General features: G+C 75.1%; 12 protein-coding genes. 8 read left to right on the forward strand and 4 right to left on the reverse strand.

The window, feature by feature from the left end:
• A partial coding sequence (locus tag ACYU8I_RS06895; protein ID WP_460838854.1) for a PspC domain-containing protein occupies positions 1–575 on the reverse strand: 575 nt, incomplete at its 3' end.
• A 136-nt stretch (positions 576–711) separates the two neighbouring features.
• Between ACYU8I_RS06895 and ACYU8I_RS06900 the strand changes: the two genes are divergently transcribed.
• Positions 712–2019, forward strand: a complete 1308-nt coding sequence (locus tag ACYU8I_RS06900) for an ATP-binding protein (RefSeq protein ID WP_460838857.1) — start codon at positions 712–714, stop codon at positions 2017–2019.
• Positions 2020–2063: 44 nt separating this feature from the next.
• Positions 2064–2675, forward strand: a complete 612-nt coding sequence (locus tag ACYU8I_RS06905) for a LuxR C-terminal-related transcriptional regulator (RefSeq protein WP_460839206.1) — start codon at positions 2064–2066, stop codon at positions 2673–2675.
• On the opposite strand, the gene ACYU8I_RS06910 is transcribed toward ACYU8I_RS06905, so the two are convergent.
• From ACYU8I_RS06910 to ACYU8I_RS06920, 3 genes are all read right to left on the reverse strand, one after another.
• Positions 2672–3667, reverse strand: a complete 996-nt coding sequence (locus ACYU8I_RS06910; protein WP_460838859.1) for a hypothetical protein — start codon at positions 3665–3667, stop codon at positions 2672–2674. The genes ACYU8I_RS06905 and ACYU8I_RS06910 overlap by 4 nt on opposite strands.
• A 141-nt stretch (positions 3668–3808) precedes the next feature.
• A complete protein-coding gene (locus tag ACYU8I_RS06915) occupies positions 3809–5365 on the reverse strand; it encodes a spermidine synthase (RefSeq protein WP_460838862.1) in 1557 nt (518 codons plus the stop codon).
• Positions 5366–5402: 37 nt separating this feature from the next.
• Positions 5403–10040, reverse strand: coding sequence for an ATP-dependent helicase (locus ACYU8I_RS06920; protein WP_460838864.1), 4638 nt, complete (start codon positions 10038–10040; stop codon positions 5403–5405).
• Positions 10041–10146: 106 nt separating this feature from the next.
• On the opposite strand from ACYU8I_RS06920, the gene ACYU8I_RS06925 reads away from it, so the two are divergent.
• From ACYU8I_RS06925 to ACYU8I_RS06950, 6 genes are read left to right on the forward strand one after another with little or no spacing between them, the layout of a single operon-like run.
• Complete coding sequence (locus tag ACYU8I_RS06925; protein ID WP_460838865.1) at positions 10147–11094, forward strand: ABC transporter ATP-binding protein; 948 nt, start codon at positions 10147–10149, stop codon at positions 11092–11094.
• Complete coding sequence (locus ACYU8I_RS06930; protein WP_460838867.1) at positions 11094–11873, forward strand: ABC transporter permease; 780 nt, start codon at positions 11094–11096, stop codon at positions 11871–11873. Before ACYU8I_RS06925 ends, ACYU8I_RS06930 begins: the two co-directional genes overlap by 1 nt.
• Positions 11870–12691 (forward strand): ABC transporter permease, encoded by an 822-nt coding sequence (locus ACYU8I_RS06935; RefSeq protein WP_460838868.1) that lies wholly within the window; start codon positions 11870–11872, stop codon positions 12689–12691. The genes ACYU8I_RS06930 and ACYU8I_RS06935 overlap by 4 nt, the downstream gene beginning before the upstream one ends.
• Before the next feature lie 29 nt (positions 12692–12720).
• Entirely contained in the window at positions 12721–13251 is a 531-nt protein-coding gene (locus ACYU8I_RS06940) for a hypothetical protein (protein WP_460838870.1), read from the forward strand.
• 60 nt (positions 13252–13311) lie between these two features.
• A complete protein-coding gene (locus ACYU8I_RS06945) occupies positions 13312–14139 on the forward strand; it encodes an S-methyl-5'-thioadenosine phosphorylase (protein WP_460838872.1) in 828 nt (275 codons plus the stop codon).
• Positions 14136–15185, forward strand: a complete 1050-nt coding sequence (locus ACYU8I_RS06950) for an NAD-dependent epimerase/dehydratase family protein (RefSeq protein ID WP_460838874.1) — start codon at positions 14136–14138, stop codon at positions 15183–15185. Before ACYU8I_RS06945 ends, ACYU8I_RS06950 begins: the two co-directional genes overlap by 4 nt.
• Positions 15186–15241 lie beyond the last annotated feature (56 nt).

Here is a 15241-nt window from a genome sequence, read left to right on the forward strand (position 1 = left end):
GGCGGCGGCGGGGGCGCCGTGCCGGGTGCGGGGTCCGTGGCGGGCCCCGCCACGGGCGCGCCCTCGGGCTGCGTCCAGCCGGGCGGGGCGGTACGAGGGGCGGTCGGGGCGGCGGCGTCACGCCTCCGGCCCCGGGTCAGCAGCCAGGCGACGCCGAGCGCGAGGAGCAGGACCGGCCAGGGGAACCAGCCGCCCTCCCCGAGCCACGGCACGCCGAGCACGACCATCGCGGCCAGCACCGCGGCGACGGCCACGACGACCTTGGCCGCGTCGGGGCCGAGCTCGAGCGGTGCGCGGTCGCGGCCGTCCTCGGGGACCAGCAGCCACACGGCGGCGTACACCAGCAGGCCGGCGCCGCCGAAGAGGGCGAGCACGGCGAGCACGACCCGGACGAGGACGGGGTCGACGTCGAAGTGGCGACCGAGGCCGCCGGCGACGCCGCCGATCCACCGGTCGGTGGCGGAGCGGCGCAGCCGCGTGAAGTCGCGGACCTGCTCCCGGCTCACGCGAGGGCCGTCGTCGGTGGGGTCGGTGGGGGCGCTGGGTGCGGTGCCCGGCTCGGTCTGGCTGTCCATGCCGACCATCGTGGTGCGGCCCGCGGCTGCGGACCATCGGGGACGACCCTGGTCCTGCGCCCGGCGACCTCAGGGGTGCACCCCGGGGAGGCACCGGATGTGCCCAGGGGTCCGGCGGTGCCACGATGGCCGGGTCATGACCACCGTCCCCGCCCCGTCCCGCGCCGCCGCGCCCGCCTGGGAGCCGCGCCGTGCCCACCGCGCCGGCGCCGACCGCGTGCTCGGTGGCGTGGCTGCGGGCGTCGCCCACCATCTCGGCTGGCGCACCGCCTGGGTCCGTGCGGGTCTCGTCGTCACGACGGTGCTCGGCGGCTTCGGGGCTGTGCTGTACGCCGCGCTCTGGCTGGTGCTCCCGCTCGAGCGGGCCGACGCCCCTGGGGCTCCCGGGATCGACGCGGCCACCCGGCAGGGTCGGCGCGGCGGACGTCGCGAGCGGCGGCTCACCGACTACGGCCCCCTGGCCGCCGGCGGCGCCATCGCCGCGGGAGTCGTGCTCGCCCTGGGGGTCCTCACCGGCCAGGCCCTGGCCGTGGGCCCGCTGCTCGTCGCCGCCTGCGGCGTCGCCCTGCTCTGGTGGCAGGCCGACCAGGCGCAGCAGGAGCGCTGGGCCGACGGTGCCCGGGTGCACCCGCTCCGCGCCGTGGTCGGTGCCGGCGGCTGGGCGGCGTACCTCCGGATCGCGGCGGGGCTCGCGCTCGTCGTCCTGGCGGTCACGCTCTTCGGGTTGCGCGGCGGGCTGTCGGTGGCGCTCGACGTCGGTCTCGCCGCCTCGGTCGGGCTGCTGGGCGTGGGGCTGGTGATCGCGCCGTGGTTCGTGCGGCTGAGCTCCGACCTGAGCGCCGAGCGGGTGGCCCGCGTGCGGGAGCAGGAGCGGGCCGACGTCGCCGCCCACCTGCACGACTCGGTGCTGCAGACGCTGGCCCTGATCCAGCGCTCCGCGGCCGACCCCGCCACCGTGGCGCGGCTCGCTCGCGCCCAGGAGCGCGACCTGCGGCGCTGGCTCTTCGAGCCCGACGCGGCCGGGCCCACCACGCTCGCGACCGCCCTGCGCGCGGCCGCGAGCGAGGTCGAGGACGGCCTGGGCGTGCCGGTCGAGGTGGTCTGCGTCGGCGACGCGACCCTCGCCGAGGGCGCCCGCCCGCTGGTGCTGGCGGCACGCGAGGCGATGCTGAACGCCGCCCGTCACTCCGGCGCGGGCTCCGTCGACGTCTACGCCGAGGCGGGCCCCGAAGGGCTCGAGGTGTTCGTCCGCGACCGCGGCCGCGGTTTCGACCCCGACGTCGTGCCCGACGACCGGCAGGGCCTGCGCGGCAGCGTCCTGGGCCGCGTACGCCGCCACGGCGGGCGCGCCGAGGTGCGCAGCGCCCCCGGCCACGGCACCGAGGTGCGGCTGTGGCTGCCTCGTGCCGACCAGCCCGACCCACCCCCGGAGGAGACCCCGTGAGCCGCCCCGATCCGCGCTCCGTCGTGGTCGTCGACGACCACGCCATGTTCCGCGCCGGCGTCCGCGCCGAGCTCGCCCACGCCTCCGACGCCGTCGAGGTGCTCGCCGAGGCCGCTGACGTCGACGCGGCCGTGACCGCCGTGCTCGCCCACCAGCCGGAGGTGGTGCTGCTCGACGTGCACCTGCCCGGCGGCGGGGGCGGCGAGGTGATGCGGCGTACGGCGGGACGCGCGGAGGGCACCCGCTTCCTCGCGTTGTCGGTGTCCGACGCCGCCGAGGACGTCATCGGCACGATCCGCGCCGGTGCGCGGGGCTACGTCACCAAGACCATCACCGGGCCCGAGCTGGTCGACGCCATCGAGCGGGTCGCCTCGGGCGACGCGGTCTTCAGCCCGCGGCTCGCCGGCTTCGTGCTCGACGCGTTCGCCGGCACCGTCGAGGTCGCCGCGGTCGACGAGGACCTCGACCGGCTCACCGAGCGCGAGCGCGAGGTGATGCGCCTGATCGCGCGTGGCTACTCCTACCGCGAGGTCGGGGGCGAGCTGTTCATCTCGGTCAAGACCGTCGAGACCCACATGTCGTCGGTGCTGCGCAAGCTGCAGCTGTCGTCGCGCCACGAGCTGACGCGCTGGGCCTCCGACCGGCGGCTGCTCTAGCGGCTGCCCGCCACGGCGGGCAGCGGCAGCAGCGTCGCCCAGCCCGGTCGCCACGCGGGGGAGCGCTGGCCCATCTCCCACGCGAGGTCCTCCAGGGCGGGTCCCTGGGCGGGGTGCGCGACGCGCCACCAGGCCGGCCAGTGGTCGAAGGCACGGTCGAAGCGCACCGCCCGGCCGTCGCCGCTGACCCGCGCGAAGAGCCAGGCGCCGTGCTCGTCGCCGGCCTCCTTGCGGTGCAGGTCGCGCAGCACGTTGGCCAGCGCGTGCCGCGCGGCGCGCGGCAGCGCGGTGTTGGTGACGGCCGGGACGGCCTCGTCGCGCCGCACCATCACGGCGTGCTCGAAGGGCCCGCGGGGCGCGTGCACCCGGGCCCACGCCACGACCTCGGGGGGCTGCTGCAGCAGCATCCGGTCGGCCTCGCCGGCCTCGCGCATCTGGTCGTGCACCTGCTCGCGCAGCCGCACCCGCGCCGGTCCGCGCGACAGCGCCGGTGCGGGCCCGCCCGCCTCGCGGGCCAGGACCAGCGCCGCCGTCACCGCCTCGTCGGTGGTCGCACGGGCGCACAGGTGCTCCTCGCGCAGGTCGCCGCGGCGGGCGGCGGCGGCGACGTCGGGGTCGACGGTGGACCACGGCCGCAGCAGCAGGGCCAGGCCGTCGTCGCGGTCGTCGGTGAGGTCCCACTCGCCGTGGGCGAACCACGCCACGAAGGTCGGACGCCCGTCGTCGGTCGCGGGGGTCAGCGCCCAGTCGGGGGCACCGCGCCGGGCGTCACGGGGTGCCGCCGGGGCGAGCGCCGAGCGGCCCCACAGCACGAACCGGCCGCCGCGCACGCGCTGCAGCCGCAGCCACCCTCGACCGGCCTCGTCGAGCCGCACGACCATGGTGCAGGACTCGAAGCGGCACTCCTCACGACCGCCCGCCCGCTGCAGGGCGGCGAGGGCGACGGCCGACCACCACAGCACCTGGGGGTCGGGCAGGTCCTCGGGGTCCACGGGAGCATCCTCCCCCGCGAGCACCCTCCCCGCACCTCCCCGCGCTGGCGTGGACACCCGTCGCTCGCCGACCGGCACGCGGTGACCGGCTGGGGGCGCCGACCGGGCAGATCGTGGCCGGTCGGCGGGAGGGCGGGAGGATCAGCTGGCGAGCTGGGCGAAGGAGAGGTCGATGAGCCACTCCACGGGGGCGTGGTCGTCGGTGTAGACCTCGCCGCCGTCGAGGCCGGGCTCGAGGCGGTCGGCGGCGGCGTCGGCCACCGGGCGCACGTCGGCGGGCACGTCGGCCTCGCGCAGCTGCTCGCGCGGGTCGACGTCGTCGAGGGTGGCCAGCAGGACGGTGTTGGTGTCGTCGACCGGGTCGCGCCAGACGTTGCCGTCGCCGTACACGCTGCGCATGGTGGCGGTCAGCACTCGCTCCAGCTCGTCGTTGCCCGGCGGGTGGCCGACGTTGACCGTGACGGTGCCACCGGGGTTGAGCTGGTCCTTGGTGACCTCGAAGAAGTTGCTGGTGGTGAGGTACCAGGGGATGTAGGGCTGCCGGTAGGCGTCGAGCATGATGTTGTCGAAGGTCTTGCCGGTCTGCTGCAGCCACGGTCGGGCGTCGGCCGCGTGGGTGGTGATGCGGTCGCTGGTCATGTCGAAGTAGGTGCGGCCCAGCTCGCTGACCTGGTCGTCGAGCTCGACGGCGTCGATGCGCACGTCGGGGAAGTAGTGGGTCAGCCCGCGCGCGACGGTGCCGCCGGCGCTGCCGAGGTTGACGATGTCGCGCGGCTCCTGGGTGCCGGCGAACCCCATGACGAGCATGGAGTCCCAGTAGCCGCCGAACAGCCAGTCGTCGGGACGGTAGATCGAGTGGATCGCCTGGCCCTCGTTGAGCTCGAGCACCCGGGTGCCGTCGTCGGACTCGATGACGCGGGCGTACTGGTACTCGGTCTCGCGCTCCTCGAGGACCTCGCCGGCGGTGGTGGAGGTCTTGGTCGAGCCGGGCGGGATGACGATGAGCACGACGATGACGGCGCTGACGACGATCGCGAGGACGCGTCGTACGCCCGTGAGCGCCGGGACGACGACCAGCGAGAGCATCAGCGCGAACGCCAGGAAGGTGCGCTGGCTGCCGACGAGCGGGATCAGCACCAGCGTCGAGAGGAACGTGCCGGCGAGGCTGCCGATGGTGCCGAGGGCCGAGAAACGGCCCGAGACGCGCCCGGCGTCACCGACCGAGCGCACCATGAGGCGCACGGCGTACGGCGAGATGATGCCGAGGAAGAGCACCGGCACCGCGATCATCGCGCCGACGCCGACCAGCGAGCCGACGAACAGGCCGCCGGAGTACTCCGCGAAGGCCCGCACCGACTGCCGCAGGAACGGTCCGGCCATGAACGGCACGGCGGCGAAGAAGGCCGAGGCCAGCAGCACCCACACCGCCATGCCCTGCAGCGTGGGGTTGCGGCTGGCGAGCCGGCCGCCGAGGGCGTAGCCCAGCGAGAGCGCCACCAGGGTGATGGCGATGGTGTTGGCCCACACGATCGTGCTGTCGCCGAACCACGGCGCGAGCAGGCGTGCGGCCGCGATCTCGGCGCCGAGGCTCGCCACGCCGACGACGAAGACGATCAGCGCCAGCAGGGCGCCTGACGGACGGGGGGACGTGGAGGCCTCGGCCGTCGTCTCGGGCGGCGTCTGGGTGGGCGTCGTCACGAGCCAGAACCTACCTGGGCCCCGGCTGGCCGCCGCGTCAGGCGCGGACGCGCAGGCCCCGCGGCGTGACCACGAAGCCGGCCTCCTCCATGGCCCGGCGCACGGGCTCGGACTGCTGGCCCAGGATGCTCTCGCCGTCGGCCTTCTCGACCACGAGCCGACCGAGCGCCCCGTCGCGCACGGCAGCGCCGAGCGCCCGCACCGCGACGACCAGGCGGGTCTCGGCGGCGGCCGGGTCGGCGGCCTCGTCGCCGAATGTCAGCAGGGTGCGGCCGCCGCGCTCGACGTAGAGGGTGAGGCGTCCGTCGACCAGGACGACGAGGGCGCCCGCCTTGCGTCCGGGGCGGTGGCCGCCCTCCTGCGCCGGCCAGGGCAGCGCCGCGCCGTAGGGGTTGGCGGGGTCGGTGGCGGCCAGGGCGACGGCGTGGGGAGCCGCGTCGGGGTCGTGGTCGCGCGCCGAGCGGCTGTGGGTGCGGAGCCGGTCGACCGCACCGGCCGTGCCGAACTGTGCGGCGCCCAGCCCCTCCACGAAGTAGCCGCGTCGGCAGCGGCCGGTGTCCTCGAAGGCCGAGAGCACCTTGTACGCCGCCGCGAAGCCGCCGGGGGTGCGCTCGCTCATGACCGCACCGCGCGTCACCACGCCGTGCCGCTCCAGCAGCGCCTCGGCGGCGGCGTGGGCCCGGGCGGTGGGGTCGGCCTCCGGCTCGGGCAGCAGGAACCAGCGCCCGGCGAGGTCGGGCGGCACCGCGCGCAGGGCGGCCGAGCTCAAGCGGGGCCGCGGTCGGGCCCCGGGGCGGGTCGAGCGCACCCGGGGCGCCGCACGCTTGGTGGCGTGGCTCGACCGACCACCGCCCAGCAGGCCGCGCAGCGGCGCGAGGGTGTCGTTGCCGAGCCGGCCCGACCAGACGAGGTCCCACACGACCGTGGCGAGCCGCTTGTCGTCGGAGGTGCCGATCGCTCCTGCGAGCTGGCGGTAGAAGTAGGCCCCGCCGCCGGCGAGGGCCTCGAGCACCGACTCGTGGTCGGGGGAGAGCTCGAGCGGCTCGGTGTCGACGCCGGGGCCGGGCAGGGTGAGCGGGGCGGTGTCGGCGAGGTGGAGCGAGACCCAGCCGTCGGTGCCGGGCAGGTCGCCGTGACCGGCCCAGAGCACCTCGCCCGACGACGTGAGCTCGTCGAGCATGGCGGGGGCGTAGTCGTCGACGCGGGCCGGCAGCACCAGGCTCTCGAGCGCGCTCGCGGGCACGGCGCACCCGGCCAGCTGCTCGACGACGGTCACGACGCCGTCGATGCCGTGCAGCTCCCGTCGCCGTCGTGCACCGCGCTGGCGCGGCGCCCCCGGGGTCGTCGTCGGCGGGGCGGCCTCGACCTCGACGTGCTGCCAGGCGGGCAGGAACCGGGCGAGGGCGTCGGGCTCGACCGGCTCGACCTCCTCGCGCAGCCGGGCGAGCGAGCGCCGTCGCAGCGTCCGCAGCACCTCGGCGTCGCACCACTCCTGGCCGGCGCCCTGCGGGCGGAACTCGCCCTCGACGACCCGCCCCTGCCCCGAGAGCCGGGCGAGGGTCTGCTGCACCACGGCCACGCCGAGCCCGAGCCGCCCGGCCACCTCGGCCGCGGTGAACGGGCCGTGGGTGCGCGCGTGGCGGCCGACGAGGTCGCCGAGGGGGTCGTCGACCGGCTCGGCGAAGGTGTCGGGCACGCCGGGCGGCACCGGCACGCCGAGCCCGTCGCGCAGCCGGGCGACGTCCTCGACGACGGCGTGGCGCTGCTCGCCCGACATCAGCACGGTGACGACCCGTCGGGCCGAGGCGAGCCCGTCGAGCCACCCGGCGACCTCGTCGGGCTCGGTGCAGCGCGCCCGCACCTCCTCGAGCGTGAGCGGACCGAGCAGGCGCAGCAGGTCGCTGATGCCCTCGGCGTCCTTGGCGCGACGGTGCTCGGCCAGCCGCTGCAGCTCGGCCTCGGTCTCGGTGAGCACCTCCGGGTCGAGCAGCTCGCGCAGCTCGGCGCGGCCCAGCAGCTCGGCGAGCAGGCCCTGGTCGAGGGAGAGGGCCGCGGCCCGCCGCTCGGCCAGCGGCGAGTCGCCCTCGTACATGAAGGCAGCGACGTAGCCGAAGAGCAGCGACTGCGCCATCGGCGAGGGGCGCTGGGTCTGCACGTCGACCAGCCGCAGCCGGCGGTCGGCGACGCGCTTCTGCAGCGCGACGAGGGCCGGCACGTCGTAGACGTCCTGGAGCACCTCGCGCACCGTCTCGAGCACGATCGGGAACGACGGGTAGCGCGAGGCCACCTCGAGCAGCTGGGCGGCGCGCTGGCGCTGCTGCCACAGCGGCGCCCGGCGGCCGGGGTCGCGACGGGGGAGCAGCAGGGCGCGGGCCGCGCACTCGCGGAACCGGGAGGCGAACAGCGCGGAGCCGCCGACCTCGGTGGTGACGATCTCCTCGACCTCGTCGGGCTCGAAGGCCACCAGCTCGGCGCCGGGCGGGTCCTGGTCGGTCTCGGGGATGCGCAGCACGATGCCGTCGTCGGTGGCCATGGCCTGGGCGTCGAGGCCGTAGCGCTCGCGCAGGCGCGCCCCGATCGCCAGCGCCCACGGGGCGTGCACCGGGGTGCCGTACGGCGAGTGCACCACCAGCCGCCAGTCGCCCAGCTCGTCGCGGAAGCGCTCCACGAGCAGCTGGCGGTCGTGGGGCACCGTGCCGGCGACCTCCTGCTGCTCGACCAGCAGCGCCACGAGGTTGTCGGCGGCCCACTCGTCGAGGCCGGAGTCGCGGCAGCGGGCCTTGGCGTCGTCGGGCGCGAGCGCCGCCAGCTCGCGGGTGAAGCCGCCGATCGCCTCGCCGAGCTCGGCGGGCCGGCCCAGGGTGTCGCCGGTCCAGAAGGGGAGCCGGCCGGGCTGGCCGGGCGCCGGGACGACGAGCACCCGGTCGTGGGTGATGTCCTCGATGCGCCAGCTCGTGGTGCCGAGGGTGAAGACGTCGCCGACGCGTGACTCGTAGACCATCTCCTCGTCGAGCTCCCCCACCCGGGTCTGCTTCTCGCCGACCAGGAAGACGCCGAAGAGCCCGCGGTCGGGGATGGTGCCGCCGCTCGTGACGGCCAGCCGCTGCGCACCGGGACGCGCGGTGAGCTCGCCCGAGACGCGGTCCCAGACCACGCGCGGGCGCAGCTCGGCGAACTCGTCGCTGGGGTAGCGCCCGGCGAGCAGGTCGAGCACCGCGTCGAAGGCGCTGCGCGGGAGCGTCGTGTACGCCGCGCACCGACGCACCAGGTCGTAGAGGTCGTCGACCTTCCAGGCGTCCATCGACGTCGCCGCGACGACCTGCTGCGCCAGCACGTCGAGCGGGTTGGTCGGCACCCTGAGTGCCTCGATGCCCCCGGTGCGCATGCGCTCGACCGACACGGCCGCTGGGATGAGGTCGCCGCGGTGCTTGGGGAACATCACCCCGCGCGAGACCTCGCCGACCTGGTGGCCGGCGCGGCCGACGCGCTGCAGCGCGCTCGCCACCGACGGCGGCGACTCGACCTGCACCACGAGGTCGACGGCGCCCATGTCGATGCCGAGCTCGAGGCTGCTGGTGGCGACCACGCAGGGCAGCCGGCCGCGCTTGAGGTCGTCCTCGATGACGGCGCGCTGCTCCTTGGAGACCGACCCGTGGTGGGCGCGCGCGACGAGCGGGGCGCCCTCGGGCGCGGCGTCGGCCTGGCCCGACTGTGCCATCACCTGCGACGGCGTGCGTGCGCCCGAGGTCTCGAACGCGATGCCAGCCCGTTCCCAGGCCAGCTCGTTGAGCCGGGCGGTGAACCGCTCGGCCAGGCGGCGGGAGTTGCAGAACACGATGGTCGAGGTGTGCTGCTCGACGAGGTCGAGCACCCGGGACTCGACGTGCGGCCACAACGACCCGCCGCGGGGGCCGTCGTCACCCTCCTCGCCCAGCTGCGTGATGTCCTCCACGGGCACCACCACCTTCAGGTCCCACTCCTTCTGGGACGGCGGGGCCACGACCTCGACCGGCGCCCGGCCGCCGAGGTAGCGCGCGACCTCGTCGACCGGCCGCACCGTCGCGCTCAGACCGACCCGCTGCGCCGGCTTCTCGAGGAGCTCGTCGAGCCGCTCGAGGGTCAGCGCGAGGTGGGCGCCGCGCTTGGTGCCGGCCACGGCGTGCACCTCGTCGACGATCACGGTCTCGACGCCGCGCAGTGACTCGCGCGCCTGCGAGGTGACCATGAGGAAGAGCGACTCGGGGGTCGTGATGAGCACGTCGGGCGGGGTCGTCACGAGCTTGCGACGCTCCTGCGCGGGCGTGTCGCCGGAGCGCACGCCCACCCGGATCTCGGGCACGTCCTCCCCGAGCCGCTCGGCCGTCTGGCGGATGCCGACCAGCGGGGCCCGCAGGTTGCGCTCGACGTCGACGGCGAGCGCCTTGAGGGGCGAGACGTAGAGCACCCGGCAGCGCTCCTGCTTGGCCGGCACCGGCTCGCTGGCGAGCCGGTCGATGCTCCACAGGAACGCCGACAACGTCTTGCCCGAGCCGGTCGGGGCGACGACCAGGGCGTGGCGACCCTGCGAGATCGCCTCCCAGGCGCCCTCCTGCGCCGGGGTCGGCCCGGCGAAGGCAGCCCGGAACCACTCGCGCGTGGGGGCGCTGAAGCGGTCGAGGGCGGTCACGGTCCACATCCTTCCCCAGGGGTCCGACACCCTGTGCCCGCGGCGGTCGTCACGTCACCTGGTGCCTCAGGTCCCGGGTGCGGGTCGTCGGTGGGGAGCCGTACCGTCGCTCCTCGTGGACCCCGCACCCGAGCCGATGATCCTCGCCCGTGGGCTGCGCAAGTCGTTCGCGACCCGGGAGGGCGCCTTCGAGGCGGTGCGTGGCATCGACGTCGAGGTGCGCCGGGGCGAGGCGTTCGGCTTCCTCGGGCCCAACGGGGCGGGCAAGTCGAGCACGATGCGGATGGTGGCCGCGGTGTCCCCACCGACCGCCGGAGAGCTGCGCATCCTCGGCCGCGACCCGGCGGCCGACGGCCCCGAGATCCGCTCCCGCATCGGCGTCTGCCCGCAGGACGACACCCTCGACCTCGAGCTCAACGTCTTCGACAACCTCTACATCTACGGCCGCTACTTCGCGATCCCGCGGGCCGAGCTGCGCGAGCGGTGCGAGGAGCTGCTGGGGTTCGTGCAGCTCACCGACAAGCGCCGGGCGAAGGTCGACGACCTCTCCGGCGGCATGAAGCGGCGGCTGACCATCGCCCGGTCGCTGGTCAACCGGCCCGAGCTGCTCCTGCTCGACGAGCCGACGACCGGCCTCGACCCGCAGGCCCGCCACGTGCTGTGGGACCAGCTGTTCCGCCTCAAGCAGGCCGGCGTGACCCTCGTGCTGACCACGCACTACATGGACGAGGCCGAGCAGCTGTGCGACCGGCTCGTGGTGATGGACGGCGGGCTGGTCGTCGCCGAGGGCTCGCCGCTCGAGCTGATCCGCACCCACGCCACCCGCGAGGTCGCCGAGCTGCGGTTCGGCACCGACGAGCACGAGGCGCTCGCCGACAAGGTCGCCGACCTCGCCGAGCGGGTGGAGGTGCTGCCAGACCGGCTGCTGCTCTACACCCACGACGGCGAGGGCACCCTGGCCGCGGTGCAGTCCCGCGGCCTGCGGCCCGTGGCCTCGCTGGTGCGCCGCTCGTCGCTGGAGGACGTCTTCCTGCGCCTCACCGGACGCACGCTGGTCGACTGATGGCAGCCACCCTCGCCCCGCGCCTGACCGACTACTGGTGGACCTTCTACAAGCGCACCTGGAAGGGCAGCATCGTCTCGTCCTTCGTGACGCCGCTGCTCTACGTCGTCGCCCTCGGGGTGCTGCTCGGCGGGTTCGTCCAGGCCGACGCGCCACGGCTCGAGGGTGCGTCGTCGTACGTCGCCTTCGTCGCCCCCGGCATGCTCGCGGCGGCCTCGATGCAGCTGGTGTTCTCCGAGCTGTCCTACAACGTCTACGGCGCCATCAAGTGGCACAAGACCTACTACGCGATGACGGCCACGCCGCTCGGCGTCGCCGACGTCGTGCAGGCGCAGGTCGTCTACGTGCTCGCCCGGGTGACGCTCTCGGCCGCGGTGTTCGTGGTCGTGCTCGCCCCGTTCGGGGTCTTCGACTCCGTCGCCGGGGCGCTGCTCGCCCTCGTGGCCCAGCCGCTCGTGGCGCTGGCCTTCGCCACGCCGGTCTTCGCGTTCTCGGTGTCGGTGACCAGCGACTCGGCGTTCGCGCTGCTCTTCCGGCTCGCGATGCTGCCGCTCTTCCTGTTCTCCGGCGCGTTCTTCCCGATCGCCAACCTCGGCCCGGTGCTCGAGCCGCTCGCGCGCGTCAGCCCGCTGTGGCACGGCGTCGACCTCACGCGCATGCTCACGCTCGGCACCCTCGAGACGGGCCCGGCCCTCGTCCACGTCGCCTACCTGCTGGTGCTCGGCGGGCTCGGCTACCTGCTGACCGTGCGCCGGCTGACCCGGAGGCTGGTCCGGTGAGCGTGCTGACCCACCTCGCGCTGACCGAGGAGCAGCGCCGACAGCGGCGCCGCGGCCCGGTCGCGTCCGCCGGCGTCGTCGTGCACCGCAACTACCTGACCTACCGCCGGGTGTGGTGGGTGTTCCTGTCCGGGTTCCTCGAGCCGGTGCTCTACCTGTTCTCCATCGGCATCGGTGTCGGCCAGCTCGTCGTCGGCTTCGAGGTCGACGGGCGGCAGGTCTCCTACGCCGCGTTCGTCGCGCCCGGCATGCTCGCGTTCGCCGCCATGAACGGCACCCTGCTCGACGCCACGATGAACTTCTTCTTCAAGCTGAAGTACTCCAAGACCTTCGAGCAGATGCTCGCCACGCCGCTGACCACGCGTGACGTCGCGGTCGGCGAGCTGGCGTGGTCGCTGGCCCGCGGCGGCGTCTACTCGCTGGCGTTCCTGCTGCTCATGGTCGCGCTCGACCTCGTCGAGACGTGGTGGGCGCTGCTCGTGGTGCCGGCGGCGCTGCTGATCGGGGTCGCCTTCGGCGCGGTCGGGATGGCGCTGACGACGTGGATGCGCTCGTTCCAGGACTTCGAGTGGGTCACCGTCGCGACGCTGCCGATGTTCTTGTTCTCCGCCACCTTCTACCCGGTGACCGCCTACCCGACCTGGCTGCAGTGGGTCGCCGAGGCCACGCCGCTCTACCGCGGGGTGGTCCTGGTCCGCGAGCTGACGCTCGGCACGGTGGGGGCCGGCGCACTGGTCTCGGTCGCCTACCTGCTCCTCATGGGCGTCGTCGGCATGCTCGTCGTCCGGCGCCGGCTCGACCGGCTGCTGCTGCGATGACGGTCCGGTGAGGGTCAGGTGACGGTCCGGTGAGGATCCCGGGGCGCCTCGCGCACTGGGGCGCCACCGCGGGCGAGCGGCGTACGACGCACGCGGCCGACCGGCACGTGCCACCCGGGGGCGAGCACCTGGTGCGCGCGGTCGACGTCGACGCGGCGCCCGAGACGGTGCACCGGTGGCTGTGCCAGCTGTCGGTCGCGCCGTACTCCTACGACCTCGTCGACAACCTCGGCCGCCGCAGCCCCCGCACCCTCACTCCCGGCGCCGAGCGGCTCGAGGTCGGCCAGCACGTGCTCATCGGGCCGCTGGCCGAGGTGGTGCCGGGCCGCGGCTTCGTCACCGTCGCCGGGCCGCTCGGTCGGCGCCTCCTCGGCGACATCGCCATGGGCTACGAGGTCGTGCCGGGGGAGCGCGCCCGCTCACGCATCCTCGTCTGCCTCGCCCTCGGACCCCGCCGCCGGCACAGCCTCGGCGTCTGGCGCACCCTGCTCGCCGCCGGCGACCTCGTGATGATCCGCAAGCAGCTGCACACGCTGCGCGCCCTCGCCGAGGGCCGCTGACGCACCGCCAGACGGTGCCAGCGCAACAACCCGCCCGCGTCGCTGGCAGAGTGCAGCCCCATGAGCACCACGCCCCCGGGGGGCCACGCTGATCGTGCGCCCGAGGTCGCCGTCATCGGCGGCAGCGGCTTCTACGAGTTCCTCGACGACCCGGTGACCGTGGAGGTCGAGACGCCGTACGGCGCTCCCTCCGCGCCCGTCGCGATCGGCACGGTCGGTGGCCGGTCGGTGGCCTTCCTGCCGCGGCACGGCAAGGGCCACCAGTTCCCGCCGACGCAGATCCCCTACCGCGCCAACCTCTGGGCGCTGCGCAGCCTCGGTGTCACCCGCGTGCTCGCGCCGTGCGCCGTCGGCGGGCTGCAGCCCGAGACCCGGCCGAGCACGCTCGTCGTGCCCGACCAGCTGGTCGACCGGACCACCCGGCGGGTGCAGACCTACGTCGAGACCGGCGCTGCCCACGCGCCCTTCGCCGACCCCTACTGCCCCGACCTGCGCCGCTCCTTGGTCGCGGCGGCGGGCGAGGGCGTGGTCGACGGCGGCGCCATGGTGGTCATCGAGGGCCCGCGGTTCTCGACCCGCGCCGAGTCGCAGAGCTACGCCGCCGCCGGCTGGACGGTCGTCAACATGACCGGCCACCCCGAGGCCGTGCTCGCGCGCGAGCTGGGCGTCTGCTACGCCACCGTCGCGCTGGTGACCGACGTCGACGCCGGCGTCAGCGCCGAGGAGTCGGTCGACCAGGCCGCGGTCTTCGCGCTCTTCGCCGAGCACGTCGAGCGCCTCAAGACGATGCTCGGCCGGGTCGTCGGCGACGTCGCGACCGGCGAGCAGACCTGCGGCTGCGGAGCGTGGCTCGACGACGTCGCCAGCACCCCCTGGATCCCGGCATGAGGATCCTGCTGACCGGCGCCGTCGGCTTCATCGGCGCCCGCATCGCCGAGCAGCTGCGCGAGCGCGGCGACGAGGTGGTCGGGGTCGACCTCGTCATCCCGCAGGCCCACGGCGAGACGACCGTGGTGCCCGACGACGTGCACCGCCTCGACGTGCGCGACGCCGACACCGACCCCCGCTGGCCCGAGCTGCTCGACGGCGTCGACGTGGTCTGCCACCAGGCCGCCATGGTCGGGGCCGGGGTGACGCCCGCCGACCTGCCGCTCTACGCCGGCCACAACGACCTCGGCACGGCGGCGCTGCTGGCCGCGATGACCGCGCGCGGGGTCGACGCCCTGGTGGTCGCGAGCTCCATGGTCGTCTACGGCGAGGGCCGCTACGCGTGCGAGGAGCACGGTCGGCAGCCTGCCGGCGTGCGCACCCGCGCCGCGCTCGACGGCGGCGACTTCGACAACCACTGCCGCGAGTGCGACCGTCCGCTCGGGTGGGAGGTCGTCCCGGAGGACGCACCGCTGGAGCCGCGCAGCAGCTACGCCGCCAGCAAGCTCGCCCAGGAGCACTACACCTCCGCGTGGGTGCGGCAGGCGCAGGCGCGTGCGGTCGGGCTGCGCTACCACAACGTCTACGGCCCGCGGATGCCGCGCGACACCCCGTACTCCGGCGTCGCGGCGATCTTCCGCAGCTCGCTCGAGCACGGCGAGGCGCCGAAGGTGTTCGAGGACGGCGGCCAGATGCGCGACTTCGTGCACGTCGACGACGTCGCGCGTGCCAACCTCGCGAGCATCGATGCGGTGGCGGGGCAGGAGCCCGAGTCGTGGGCGGCGTACAACGTCTGCTCGGGCCACCCGGTGCCCATCCTCGAGGTCGCCCGCATCCTCGCGCGAGCAGCCGACGGGCCCGAGCCCGAGGTGACGGGCCAGTACCGTCCTGGCGACGTGCGGCACGTGGTCGCGAGCCCGGCTCTCGCCACGACCGAGCTCGGCTTCCGGGCGCAGGTGACACCCGAGCAGGGCATCCGCGAGTTCGCCTCCGCGCCGCTGCGCTGACGCCCGCCGGCCGCACGGTCCGGGGCCGCGACGCGCCCGACGACGTGAACGCCCGC

The sequence above is a fragment of the Nocardioides marmoraquaticus genome (genome assembly GCF_054777915.1).

Excerpts from the sequence above, each read along its gene's own strand:
- ACYU8I_RS06950 (WP_460838874.1), top strand. The coding sequence starts at position 14,136 with ATGAGGATCCTGCTGACCGGCGCCGTCGGCTTCATCGGCGCCCGCATC.
- ACYU8I_RS06930 (WP_460838867.1), top strand. The coding sequence starts at position 11,094 with ATGGCAGCCACCCTCGCCCCGCGCCTGACCGACTACTGGTGGACCTTC.
- ACYU8I_RS06905 (WP_460839206.1), top strand. The coding sequence starts at position 2,064 with ATGTTCCGCGCCGGCGTCCGCGCCGAGCTCGCCCACGCCTCCGACGCC.
- ACYU8I_RS06900 (WP_460838857.1), top strand. The coding sequence starts at position 712 with ATGACCACCGTCCCCGCCCCGTCCCGCGCCGCCGCGCCCGCCTGGGAG.
- ACYU8I_RS06920 (WP_460838864.1), bottom strand. The coding sequence starts at position 10,040 with ATGTGGACCGTGACCGCCCTCGACCGCTTCAGCGCCCCCACGCGCGAG.
- ACYU8I_RS06945 (WP_460838872.1), top strand. The coding sequence starts at position 13,312 with ATGAGCACCACGCCCCCGGGGGGCCACGCTGATCGTGCGCCCGAGGTC.